This window comes from Actinomadura sp. CNU-125 (genome assembly GCF_001942465.1).
In the GTDB taxonomy this organism is placed as follows: Bacteria; Actinomycetota; Actinomycetes; order Streptosporangiales; family Streptosporangiaceae; genus Spirillospora.
In genome coordinates, this window is the sequence record NZ_MKJY01000154.1 from 1 (window position 1) to 11,998 (window position 11,998).

An 11,998-nucleotide genomic window follows, 5' to 3' on the forward strand; every position below is an offset into this window, starting at 1 on the left:
GTCGCGGCGGGGCCACCGGCGGGTTCGCCGCCTCGCCCGCCCGGTGCGCGAGCCGCTGCGTGCACCGCGTGCGGCCACGCGGCCGGCGGCCCGTCCGCCAGCAGCGCGGCCAGTTCCGCGAGGCCGGGCCGCTCGGCGGGTTCGGGACGCGAACAGCCCTCGATCACCGCGCGGAGCCGCTCGTCCGGCTCGGCGCACGCGTACGCCAGCGTCGCACCGAGCGAGAAGACGTCGCTCGCCGGGCCGACCGGGCCGCCCGAGGCCTGTTCGGGAGACATGAACCCCCGGGTCCCGGCCGGTTCGCCGGGCGGGGCCGCGCGCAGGTCCGCGGCGATCCCGAAGTCGACCAACCGCGGCCCCTCGCCCGTCAGCAGGATGTTCGCGGGATTCACGTCGAGATGGACGATCCCGGCGTCATGGACGGACGCGAGCGCCTCGACGAGCCCGGCGGCGAGCGGCCGCACCGGCTCGGCGGGCAACCGGCCGAGCGTCTCGACCGCCTCCCGCAGCGACACCGACGGCAGGAACTCGGTCGCCAGCCACGGAAGTTCGGCCTCCGGATCGGCGTCCACCACACCCGGGCTGTACCGCCCGCCGACGACCCGCGTGACCGCCACCTCGCGGCGGAAACGCTCCCGGTACTCCGGGTCGCGGGCGAACTCCGCGTGCACCACCTTGACCGCGACCGGACGTCCGCTCCCGGAACGCCCGAAGTAGATCATCCCCATGCCGCCCGCGCCGATCCGCGCCAGGATCCGGCACCGCCCCGCCGACCGGGGATCGGCCGGTTCAAGAGCCCGCACCGGCACCTCCCCCGACGGCCTCCACATCGCCCTCCCGGGTGCTGAGGAAGACCAGGCCGCCCGCGCCGACCACCCCATCGGTCCCGTCGGGCCCGGACCACGTGCCGACCCGGGCGCGATGGCTCCACCGGACTCGCCCGTCCGCCGTGTCCAGCGCGAGCACCGTCCGGGTACGCGTGGACGCGGCGAACAGCGTCCCACCGGAAAGCGCGAGGTCGTGCCCGCCTTCTCCGACGGGCCGCGACCAGCGTTCCGCACCGGTCGCGGCATCCATGGCGACCACGGTCCCGTATCCCGAATCGGCGTACAGGACGCCGCCCGAAAGCTTCAGCGACGACCCGTTGAACCACCTCTGGGCGTGCCCCTTCCGCCAGACCGGGGACCCGTCGTCGGCGCGCACCGCGTGCAGCACCCCGTCGTCGGCGCCGATGAAGACGAGGCCGGCGCCGACGAGGAACGCGGCGAGCGGCGGCGCGTGCCGCAACCGGAGCGCGCTCGTCCACCGCTCGCGTCCGCCGCGCGGATCCAACCCCACCAGCGAACGCGGACCCGCCGCGACCACCACCCGCGAGTCCGCCGCGAGCCCCAGCTCGGGCGGGACGTCCGCGGACCAGCGCGTCCGCCCGTCCCGCACCCCCACCGCCGTGGTCGGCCCCTCGTAGCCGAAGCACACCACCGACCCGGCGACCGCCATGTTCACCACGGCCGAGAAGTCGCCCCGCCACCGCGTCTCGCCGGAGGAGGCGTCCACGGCGGTCAGCCACGGCCGGATGGGATTGGACAGGTACACCGCGCCGTCCAGGGTGTGGCTTTCGTTCTCCGCCTTCCGTTTCCACAGGACGTCGCCGGTTCGGGCGTCCAGGGCGTGCACCTCGCCCGTCCGCCCCTCCGCCACGACCACGCCGCCGGTCGCGGACAGCTTCTGGTAGTAGTCGCCCACCTTGGTCTTCCAGCGCGGCACGCCCGCCGGGGGCGCGGAGCGTTCCGGGGACCGCGAGACGCTCGCGCGCGGCCGTCCGGTATCGCGCGTCCGGACGAACCCCGCCGCACCGGCGCCGCGAGCACGACGGGCGCGGCGACGAGCAGGGCCCGGCGGCCAACCGGAGCGGCTCCGCGTCCTGCGGCTCGGCCGTCTCCCCCTCCACGACGGACGCCGCGTCCCCGCCGGGCGCAGGGCCGGGCCGTCCGTCCCCCGCGCGGCGACCGATCGCGTCCACGAGCACGTCCGGCAACCACCCGGCACCCGCCGGAGCCGCGTCGAACCGGTCGAGCAGCTCGACCGCCGAAGGACGCTCGTCCGGCTCCTTCCGCAGGCAAACCGCCACGAACTCGGCCAGCCCCGGATCGTCGATCCCGCCGAGATCCGCCTCCACCTCCACCGCCGCCACACGCCGCAGCACCGCGTCCCTCGCACCCGCGCCGAACGGCTCCTCCCCCGTCGCCGCGTACAGCAGGACGGCGCCGAGCGAGAACACGTCGCTCTTCGGCCCCGCGACCCGTCCGGCCGCCTGTTCGGGCGACATGAACCCGACCGTCCCGAGAAGCGCGCCGACCCTCGTGATCGCCGTTGCGTCCTCGGGCCGCGCGATCCCGAAGTCGATCACCCGGGGCCCCTCGGCGGTCAGCATCACGTTGCCGGGCTTCAGGTCCCGGTGCGTGAGGCCCGCCCGGTGGACGTCGGCGAGCGCCTCGGCCAACCCCACGGCCAGAACGCGCACCACCGGCACCGGGAGGGCCCCGGCCGTCCCGACGGCCTCCCGCAACGTCAGCCCCGGCAGGTAGGCGGTCACCAGCCACGGCACCGCCGCGTCCGGATCCGCGTCGAGGACCGGCGCGGTGAACGTCCCGGTCACCCTGCGCGCCGCGGCCGCCTCCCGCCGGAACCGGGCACGGAACGAAGCGTTGGCCGCGAACCGCTCCTGGACGACCTTGACCGCGACGACGCGCCCGCCCGGCGACCGCCCGAGGTACACGACGCCCATCCCGCCCGCGCCCAACCGCCCGAGCAGCCGATAGCCCCCGACCTCCCGCGGATCCCCCGGCTCGAACCCGTCCACACCCGCCCCTCCGGTAGCCCCGATGCCTCGACCAGAGCCTCCCACCAGGCGCCCACCCCGGCCACCGCCTCACCCGAGCCACTGCGATCGCATCCGAATCCAGGCACAACTGGCGAGCCCCCACTCACGCAGTGCGAGCCCACACTTCATAGGCACCCACCCCAGCAAAGCCCCAGCCACAGCGGACCGGAACCACTGCGATTGCGTGCGAAGCCAGGTGCGAGCGAAGCGAGAACCTGATCGCGCAGCGAGCCCTGGGCGAGTCGGAGCGATGCAGCAATCGCACGCGGTGCCGGAGGCGGAAGGCCGCCTAGCGGCCTGGAGCCGTAGGCGACGCCATAAGCAGGTGAGCCCCCTGGGCGAGTCGGAGCGATGCAGCAATCGCACGCAAGGCCCGTTGAAGGAAGGCCCCCTGGGGCCTGACGCCAAGGGTCTTGCTAGATAACAGGCGGCCGGCCTGTTCTCGTCATGCGCCAGGCGGTGCGCCAGGAGATGGGACGGCGCGGGCCCGCGGGCTTGCGCCAGCCTTCGGCGAAGCCCTTGAACCAGGGCTTGAGGGCTTTCGGGCTGCGTTCGCGCAGGAGGGTCATGCCGACCCACACCGCGAGGTAGGTGAGCGCGAGGAGCCACGGGAGGTTGCGGCGGGCGAGCCAGACGCGGTTGCGGGCGTTGTACCGGTAGAACATGTCGTGCCGGGTGGGCAGGACGGCCGGGTGGTACATGACCGCGGACGCGTCGTAGGCGATGTGGTAGCCCGCGTTGAGGATCTGCCAGGCGAGGTCGGTTTCCTCGTGGGCGTAGAAGAAGTCTTCGGGGAGGCCGCCGCCGAGGTCGTAGGCGGCGCGGCGGATGGCGCAGGCGCGCCGAGGAAGGTGGTGACGGCGGACGAGCGTTCGGGGTCTCCGGCGCGGAGCCGGGGGACGTGCCGGCGTTCGCCGGGGCCGCCCTCGGGGTCACGGACGCGGAACGACACGACGCCGAGCTTGGGGTCGGCGGAGAACCGGTCGCGCAGGTAGGTGCCGAGGCGGGTCGAGCGGTACCAGCCGTCGTCGTCCAGGAAGAGGACGATGTCGCCGCTGGACGCCTCGACGCCGCGGTTGCGCCCGGCGGGGATGCCGACGTTCTTCGGGAGCGCGACGGTCTGCACGCGCGGGTCGTCGAAGGGCGGCTGCGCGCCGCGGTCGGCGACGGGGTCGACGCCGTTGCCGACGAGGACGACCTCGATGTCCACGTGCTCCTGGTCGAGGGCGCTGCGGACGGAGCGGGCCAGTTCCTCGGGCCGGTTGCCCATGGTGAGGACGACGACGCTGAGTTTCACTTGAGTCTCCGGGAGGCGAGGATGCTCACCAGGTGCAGCAGGGTCTGCAGCACGGCCACTGCGGCGACGGCGACGGTGAGGACGCGGATCGCGGCGGGGGTTTCGCTGCCGAGGACGGTGTCGAGGGCGGCGGCGGCGAGGATCAGCAGGGAGAGTTCGACGGCGCCGATGATCCGGTGGAAGCGGAGCATGGACGCGGCCTGGCGGGCGAGCGCGATGCGGGTGGAGCGGGGACGCAGCGCGCGGTCGCCGCCGGTCGGGTCGGCGGCGAGGCCCGACTTGGCGCGGGCGACGACGACGTTGTCGGTCTCGGCCTTGATCAGCGCGGCGCCGAGGGCGGCGAGCATGCCGAGTTCGACGTAGCCGCCGGTCTCCCAGCCGCCCTGGGCGGCGAAGCCGAGGCCGACGAGGAGCGACACCTCGGACAGGTAGTGGCCGATGCGGTCGAGGAAGACCCCGGCGACGGACGTCTGCCGCAGGTAGCGGGCGACCTCGCCGTCCACGCAGTCGAGCAGGAGGTAGATCTGGATGAGGACGGCGCCGCCGACGGCCGTCCACAGGGGCGACAGTGGCAGCGACACGACGACGCCCGCGGCGATGCCGCTGAGCATCATCAGGTAGGTGAGCTGGTTCGGGCTGAACCCGAGGCGCATCGCGAGCCACGCGAAGTACGGGGAGAGGGCGCGCATGTAGAGGCGGCCGGCCCAGTGCTCCTCGTTGCGCCGGTCCTTGAGGCCGGGCGGCTGCCCGTGGGCGCGGACGTCGGCGACGCGGGCGCCCTTGCGGGGCGCACGCTCGTCGCCGTCGGTCTCGGGGCGGTCCGGCGCGGGCACCTCAGCCTCCGTGGGCCTGGACATAGTCTTCCACCGCCTTGCGGGTCTCGTCGGCGTCGAGGCCCAGATGCTCCAGGATCGTGTAGCGGCCGGGGCGGGTCCGCGGCGCGTACAGGACCGCCTCGGTGAACTGCTCGACGGTCAGGCCGACGTCGCCGGGCAGTTTGGGGAGGTCGTGCCGGTCGAGGCAGGTGAGGATCTCGGCGAGCCGTTCGGCGCCGTCGCCGAGGTGGAGGGCGCGCAGGTGGTAGCAGAACGCGGCGCCGATCCCGGCGAGTTCGCCGTGGTTGGCGGTGCCGGGGTGGAGCTGGTCGATGGCGTGCAGGATCTCGTGGTCGCCGCCGGACGCCGGGCGGGAGTCGCCCGCGAACGCCATCGCCATCCCCGACAGCACGAGGCTTTCGGCGAGGACGGTGAGGAACCGGTCGGACTCGATGGATTCCGGCTGGTGCAGCAGCGCCTCGGCGGCGGTGCGGGCGACGGTGAGGGCCATCCGGTCGACGCGCTCGCCGCATTCGGACGCGGCGAGGAGCCAGTCGTCGACGGCGGAGAAGTTGCTGAGGACGTCGCCGATCCCGGCGCGGACGAGCCGTTCGGGTGCGGCGTGCACGTAGTCGAGGTCGACGACCATCGCGAGGGGCATGACGACGCCGAAGGAGCCCTTGCCCTTGTCGTGGACGAGGGACGCGACGGGCGAGCAGATCCCGTCGTGGGACAGGTTCGTCGCGACCGACACCATCGGGATGCCCGACAGCGTCGCCGCGTACTTGGTGGCGTCGATCGTCCGGCCGCCGCCGATCCCGACGACGGCCTCGTAGGAGCCGCCGCGCAGTTTGGCGGCGAGGTCGACGGCCGCGTCGACGGTGGCGCCCGCGACCTGGAACACCTCGCAGGCGGCGAGGGACGGGCGGACGTGCTCGGCGATGTGGTCGCCCTGGCCGGGGCCGACGGCGATCGCGACCCGTCCCTCGGTGGCGATGCGTCCGTCGGCCAGCAGCTCGCCCAGCTCCGCGACGGCTCCGCGCCGCACGTCGATGGACAGCGGCGCGTTCAGCATCCGCGTCAGCAGGGGCATGGGCCTCCTCGCTCGGTGGCCCGCGCCGCCCGGACGCGGGCCGTTCGTCTGCCTGCCGTTCGTGCGTCCGCTCAGTACGTGGTGGCGATCTTCCGTGCCTTTTCGAGGTCGTCGTGGTTGTCGACCTCGACCCACCGGACGTCGCCGATGGGGGCGATGGAGATGCGGCCGCCGCGGTTGACGAGCTCCTGGTAGCCGTCCTCGTAGTACTGGTCGGGGTTGCTCTCCCAGGTGGCCTTGAGGGCGTCGGCGAGCGCGTCGGCGGCGGCGGGCTCGATGAGCGTCGCGCCGATGTACTCGCCGTTCGCGGTCTCGGGCTCCATCAGCTTGGTGATGGTCTCGAGGTTGCCCTCGCCGTCGAGGATCACCTTCATTTCCTCGTCACCGAGCGTTTTCACATCGTCCACGGCCAGGAGGATGTCAGGTCCGCGGTTCGCGAGTAGCGTCTTTTCCACACTCACGGGATGGACCGTGTCGCCGTTGACCATGAGGACGCCCTTGGAGAAGTGCTCCCGCGCCAGCCACATGGAGTAGGCGTTGTTCCACTCCTCGGCCTTGTCGTTGTGCACCAGGGTGATCGAGACGCCGTACCGCTCCTCCAGGGCGGCCTGGCGTTCCTCGACCGCGCCGGCGCGGTAGCCGACGACGATCACGACGTCGGTCAGCCCGACCTCGGCGAGGTTGCCGAGCGCGATGTCCAGGATGGTGGTCTCGCCGTCGACGGGGACCAGTGCCTTGGGCAGCGTGTCGGTGTAGGGCCGCAGCCTCCGGCCCGCGCCCGCCGCCAGCACCATGCCGATCATGCTTCCTCTTCCTCCAGGTCGACCTGCACGCGTGCGCCGAGTCCGGCCCGCGCCCACGCGGCGACGCTCTCGCCGCCGAACAACACGCCAAGGTAGGCGGCCAGGGCAGCGTACGCGAACGGGAGGCTCCCGGAGAGGCCCCCGCAGGCCACGATGAGCATCCGCCCCTCCCAGCCGAGCCCGGCCCGGAGGAGCCGCTGCCGCCGCGGCCCCCTGCGGGTGCGGTGCACGGTGTCGTGGTGGTGGAGCGCGAGGAGGGCGACGAGCGCGAAGACGAGCGGCGCCGCCACAGCGTGCGCGAACCCCAACACGGTGAGGTAACCATACTCGATCCCGCGGATCATGGGCGGCGCCGTCCAGTCGAGCCTGCCGCCGTGCGGGTGCGTCGACGCGGGGCCGATCAGCAGCACCGCGATGACCGGCGCGAACAGCGCGGGGGCCGGGTCGCCGTCCGGCCCGGCTGCCAGCAGGATCCCGGTCAGGACGGCCGCGCCGACGGCTCCCGGCACCGGCGGGAGCCCCCCGCGCGCAGCCGCACGCCGAGCGCGCGCGCCAGCGGCCCGTCGTCCCGGTAGACGCGCAGGATCCCGCCCCGGAGCGTCATGGGGTCACCGGCCAGAGGGAGCGGAGGACGCACCCGGCCAGGACGGACGCGGCCGCGACGCCGCCCCTTCACGATGAGGACGGCGAAGACGAACGCGGGGTCGCCGAGGGCGGCGGTGACGGAGACGACCGCGAGGGCGTTCGGGCCGAGGGAGTGTGACGATCCTCGCGAAGCCGACGGGGTCGCCGGGGGCGGCGGCGGGGTGGCGCACCGCGAACGACGCGGCGATCGCGCGGTGGAGCGCGGGCAGCGCGAGCGCGACCGCCGCCATCGCCCACACCCCGCCGAACGCCGCGGGCTCGGCCCAGGCCGCCCCGCCGGTCCCGGCGGCGCCGGCGGCCAGGCCCGCGTAGACGTCGTCTCGGCCCGGCGCAGTACGGCCGACCGCCACGCCTGCCGCGGTTCGGCGGCTCCGACGCGGACGAGCCGGGCGTCGACGCGGGCGAGGACGACCGTGACCGCGAGGAGCAGCGCGCCCGCGACGGCCCCGGCGCGCGTGGCGTCGGAGAACCAGACGGCGGCCAGCCCGGCGACGGCGAGCGAGATCGGCGCCGTCGTGGCGGGGGTGAGGCCCCACCGGGCGGCCCGGCGCACCGTCCGCTGCTCCACGGTCGCCTCCCCGGTCGGTGCGCGGGCCGAAGCTCGCGGTGCGTCTTCACGGGGCGCCCCCGAGGCCCCCGGGACCGGCTCCGCGCTCCGGACGCGCAGGCCTGCGCGGCTTCCTTGTCGCGCCTCACGTGCGTATGTTGCGTGCGACAGGCCAGGCGGTACGTTGAGCGTGAGCCGTACGGTAATGGCAGAGCGTAATGCTTCGATGACCTGTTGTGGCGAGAACGGGGAGACATGGGTACGCGGACGGTCGCGGTGGTGCTCGCCGGTGGTGTCGGCGCGCGACTGGGCGCGGGGCGCCCGAAGCAGCTCATCGAGATCGGCGGCCGTTCGATCCTGGGCCGGGCCGTGGCCGCGTTCGACGGGCATCCGCGCGTCGACGAGGTGCTGGTGGTGATGGCGCCGGGGCATCTGCGCGCGGCCGCGACGATCGCCGCGCCGTTCGGCAAGGTCACGGCCGTGATCGCGGGCGGTGACACGCGCACCGCGTCGACGGTGGCGGCGCTGGAGGCGCTGGCCGACCGTCCGGACGACGCGCGGGTCCTGTTCCACGACGCGGCCCGCCCGTTCGTCGACGCGGCCGTGATCGACCGCGTGCTGGACGCGCTGGACGGGGACGCGGCCGTCGCGGTGGGCGTCCCGAGCCCCGACACGATCGTCGTCGTGGCGGACGGCCGGGTGGCGTCGATGCCGCCCCGGGAGTCGATGAGCCGGTTTCAGACGCCGCAGGGGTTCGTCCTCGGGACGGTCCGCAAGGCGTACGAGATCGCGCTGGCCGATCCGGGGCTGCGCGCCACGGACGACTGCGGGATCGTGCACCGCTACCTGCCGGACGTGCCGATCCGCGTGGTGGCGGGCGACGATCGCAACCTGAAGGTCACCCGTCCCCTGGACATCGCCCTCGCCGAGCACATCGCCGCGGAGGAGACCCCTTGATCTTCGAAGACGCCCCCGTGGTCATCGGCCATCGCGGGTTCGGGTCCGGCGAGCGGCCGGTGCCCGGGACGGGCCGGACGGTCGCGGAGAACACGCTCGACTCGATGCTGGCCGCGGTGGACGCGGGCCTGGGCTGGGTCGAGGTCGATGTGACGCGGACGGGCGACGACCATCTCGTGCTGCGGCACGACCCGACGATCCCGGACGGGTCGCACGTGGTGGACCTGCCCGCGACCGACAGCGGACTGCCGCGCCTCGCGGACGTCTTCGACGCGCTGCCGCCGCATGTGGCGGTGGACGTCGACGTCAAGACCGTCCTGGAGGACGCGCTCGACGACCCGGACCGGCGGACGAGCGCGCTGCTGCTGCCGCTGCTGCGCCGGGAGGCCCGGCGGCGGCCCCTGCTGGTCACCTCGTTCGACCCGGCGCTGCTGGTGCAGCTGCGGGACGAGCTGCCGGGCGTGCCGCTCGGGCTGCTGACGTGGCTGCGGTTCCCGCTGTGGCACGCCGTCCCGGCGGCGGCGGGCCTGGGTCTGCAGGTGGTGGCGGTGCACACCGGCTCGTGCGGGTTCGAGCATCCGGACTCGCGGCTGCGCCCGCTGGACCACTGCGTGAACGCCGCGCACAAGGCGGGCCTGGAGGTCGTCGCGTGGTGCCCGGCGGCCGAGCACGCCCCGCGCTACGCCGAGGCCGGGATCGACGCGATGGTCGTCAACGACGTCCCGGGCGTCCTCGCGGCGCTCTGACCGGCACCGGCGGTCCGTCGCCGGAATTCTCCCGAAATGGATCGGTCCATTTTGGGGGGAGAAGCAACCTTCGGTAAACGTGAGCATTATTTACCGCTCATATGTCGACGGTTCGGCGGACGTTCACCCCGCGGCGCGACGGTCGTGCGGTCCGTCACGTTCGACCGAACGGAGCCCGCGTGCGCGCCTATCTCGCCGTGGTGAGCAAAGCCCGAAATCGCCGAATTTCACCGCATATCCTGGAATCCGCGGGCCGGGCCGCCGCCGAGGCGATCCCCGTTCCCACCGACCGACTGACCCCCTCCCGATGGACCTCCGGCGACGGCGCGACCGTCCTGCTGGCCTGGTCGAACGAGCCCGAGCACCGGCTGCTCCCCCGCCCGCTCACCGGCGGCGACGAGCGCGTCCTCGGCTACACCGGATACCTCGCCGATCCGGACATCGCCGAGAAGGAACTGCTGAAAACCGCCGATCCGGCGGCGGCCGTCGAGTCGATGGGCGGGGTGTTCGCGGTGTTCCGCGCACATCGTGACGGTTTCGAGGCGGCCACCTCGATCGCCCGCGTATGCCCGGTCTATTTCACCGAAACCACCGATTTCTGCTTTATCGGCAGCCGCGCGCTCCTCGTGCATCTCACCGCGCGCGCCGCGGAAACCGGCCTGGCGGACCCACCGGTGGCCCACGACGTCATGGCGCTCCAGCCGATGATCCGGCACGGCTTCTTCACCAACGACGACACGCCGTTCGCGGGCGTCCGGGCGCTGCCCGCCGACGCCGTCCTGACCGCCGCCCCCGGGCGCGGCGTCGCGGTGAGGGGTGCGCGACGTCCCGGCGGCCGGGCCGATGCCCGCGGACGCGCGGGAGCGCGCGGGCGCGGTGCGGCGGCTCGGCCGAGGCGCTCGTGGACGCCGCCGCGCCGCTCGCCGGGCACGGCGTCCCGGTCGAGCTGGCCCTGTCGGGCGGGCGCGACAGCCGCCTCATGGCGGCCGTGCTGACCGCCGCGGGCGTCCCGCTGGTCGCGACGACGCACGGGTCGCCGACGACCCGACCGTCGCGCTCGCCCGGGAGATCTGCCGGACGGCCTCGGCATCGAGCACCGCGTCGACCTCACCTCCACGACCGCCCCCACGACCGCGCGCGACGACGCGCCGGGCGCCGTCGCCGTCGGGCACCCGCTGCTGCGGGCGTACGACGTGATCCGCCGTTGCGAGGGCATGACGTCGGCGTACGAGCGGGTCAACGGGTGCGCGCCGTACCGGGTCGTCCCGAGGACGTCGGGGTCGGGCGGCGAGACGCTGCGCGGCGGGCACCTCTACGACCAGAAGGACCTCGGCCCCGAGGCGATCCGCAAGCGGCTCCGGACGATCTTCATGTCGGCCGAGGCGTTCTGCACGCCGGACGCGAACGCCGCCGCCGCGGAGCACCTCCGCGGGTGGGCGGCGCGGGCCGCCGCGGACGGGCCGCGCGTCCTCGACCTGCTGTACCTGCTCTACCGGTCGGGCCGCTGGATCGTCGGCGCGCACACCGCGACGCTGCTGAACTCGCCGTACTACCACCCGTTCTTCGACAACCGCGTGGTCCGCGAGGCGCTCGCGCTACCGCCGCAATGGCGGGCGAGCGAGGAGGTCGTGTACCTGCTGATCGAGACGCTCGCGCCGAAGCTCGCGTCCGTCCCGCCCGAGGGCAAGCGGTGGCGGTTCGAGGCGGACGGGCCGCGCCGCCTCCGCGAGTGGCCAGCGTGGCGGCGCCGCGCGGCCGTCCTGCCGAAGGGACGGACGTCCGGGTTCAACTGGCGGCACGGGTTCGACGAGCCGTTCCTCGCACTGCTGCGCGACCGGGTGCTGGACGGGCCGTCCGAACTGTGGGACATCGTGAACCGGCGCAAGTTCGAGGAGCACTTCGCCACGGTGCCGAAGGGCTGGACGAACCAGCTCTGGCACGTCTACACGCTGAGCGTGCTGCTGTCGGGCGTGTGGCGGGAGCCGAGGCCGGACCTGCCGGACGTCCGGATCCCGATCCCGGGCCGGGGCTGAGCTAGCGGCCGTCGCGGCGCAGGTCGTCCTCCCCGTACATGCGGGTCCACTCGCCGCCCTCGGACTGGCCGGGGCCGCGCGGCGGCTCGGACTCGCGCCCGAACGGGACGGCGCCCGACGGCGGTCGTCTCCGGCGCGGGCGGCGCCTGCGGCGGGCCGGGCTGGACGGGCGGCCGCGAGA

Annotated in this window: 12 protein-coding genes and 2 pseudogenes; 4 read left to right on the forward strand and 10 right to left on the reverse strand. The window is 74.1% G+C overall.

Going from position 1 to position 11,998, the window contains the following annotated elements; translation table 11 throughout:
• The 9 genes and pseudogenes from BJF79_RS19010 to BJF79_RS60685 all read right to left on the reverse strand — a co-directional run.
• Positions 1-803: serine/threonine-protein kinase (locus tag BJF79_RS19010; RefSeq protein ID WP_158079231.1), on the reverse strand; the 803-nt coding region annotated here is incomplete at its 3' end.
• Complete coding sequence (locus BJF79_RS51155) at positions 790-1,764, reverse strand: PQQ-binding-like beta-propeller repeat protein (protein ID WP_083733579.1); 975 nt, start codon at positions 1,762-1,764, stop codon at positions 790-792. The genes BJF79_RS19010 and BJF79_RS51155, both read right to left, overlap by 14 nt.
• Before the next feature lie 313 nt (positions 1,765-2,077).
• A pseudogene (locus tag BJF79_RS51160) lies at positions 2,078-2,905 on the reverse strand (serine/threonine-protein kinase); the annotation flags it as partial.
• Between the two features lie 392 nt (positions 2,906-3,297).
• Positions 3,298-4,151 (reverse strand): annotated as a pseudogene (locus tag BJF79_RS19020) (glycosyltransferase family 2 protein).
• A gap of 23 nt (positions 4,152-4,174) precedes the next feature.
• Entirely contained in the window at positions 4,175-5,035 is an 861-nt protein-coding gene (locus tag BJF79_RS19025) for a CDP-alcohol phosphatidyltransferase family protein (RefSeq protein WP_075899231.1), read from the reverse strand.
• Positions 5,013-6,086: an iron-containing alcohol dehydrogenase family protein gene (locus BJF79_RS19030; protein WP_075899233.1), complete on the reverse strand. Its 1,074-nt coding sequence runs from the start codon at positions 6,084-6,086 to the stop codon at positions 5,013-5,015. Before BJF79_RS19030 ends, BJF79_RS19025 begins: the two co-directional genes overlap by 23 nt.
• 71 nt (positions 6,087-6,157) lie before the next feature.
• A complete protein-coding gene (locus tag BJF79_RS19035; RefSeq protein WP_075899235.1) occupies positions 6,158-6,889 on the reverse strand; it encodes a sugar phosphate nucleotidyltransferase in 732 nt (243 codons plus the stop codon).
• Positions 6,886-7,398: a DUF5941 domain-containing protein gene (locus tag BJF79_RS19040; protein ID WP_262402262.1), complete on the reverse strand. Its 513-nt coding sequence runs from the start codon at positions 7,396-7,398 to the stop codon at positions 6,886-6,888. The genes BJF79_RS19035 and BJF79_RS19040 overlap by 4 nt, the downstream gene beginning before the upstream one ends.
• The gene (locus BJF79_RS60685; protein WP_262402263.1) at positions 7,368-8,102 is read right to left on the reverse strand and encodes a hypothetical protein; all 735 of its coding nucleotides are present in this window, start codon (positions 8,100-8,102) and stop codon (positions 7,368-7,370) included. Before BJF79_RS60685 ends, BJF79_RS19040 begins: the two co-directional genes overlap by 31 nt.
• A gap of 234 nt (positions 8,103-8,336) precedes the next feature.
• Here BJF79_RS60685 and BJF79_RS19045 point away from each other — a divergent pair, with 234 nt between their 5' ends.
• The 4 genes from BJF79_RS19045 (at position 8,337) to BJF79_RS19060 (ending at position 11,817) form a co-directional block, all read left to right on the forward strand.
• Positions 8,337-9,038 (forward strand): 2-C-methyl-D-erythritol 4-phosphate cytidylyltransferase, encoded by a 702-nt coding sequence (locus BJF79_RS19045; protein ID WP_075899237.1) that lies wholly within the window; start codon positions 8,337-8,339, stop codon positions 9,036-9,038.
• Positions 9,035-9,784: a glycerophosphodiester phosphodiesterase gene (locus tag BJF79_RS19050; protein WP_075899239.1), complete on the forward strand. Its 750-nt coding sequence runs from the start codon at positions 9,035-9,037 to the stop codon at positions 9,782-9,784. Before BJF79_RS19045 ends, BJF79_RS19050 begins: the two co-directional genes overlap by 4 nt.
• A 179-nt stretch (positions 9,785-9,963) precedes the next feature.
• Entirely contained in the window at positions 9,964-10,779 is an 816-nt protein-coding gene (locus BJF79_RS19055; RefSeq protein ID WP_075899241.1) for a hypothetical protein, read from the forward strand.
• A gap of 219 nt (positions 10,780-10,998) precedes the next feature.
• On the forward strand, positions 10,999-11,817 hold the full coding sequence (locus BJF79_RS19060) for a hypothetical protein (protein WP_075899243.1): 819 nt from the start codon (positions 10,999-11,001) through the stop codon (positions 11,815-11,817).
• A gap of 1 nt (position 11,818) precedes the next feature.
• Here the strand turns inward: BJF79_RS19060 and BJF79_RS55565 are convergent.
• On the reverse strand, positions 11,819-11,998 hold a 180-nt coding region (locus BJF79_RS55565; RefSeq protein WP_158079232.1), incomplete at its 5' end, for a hypothetical protein.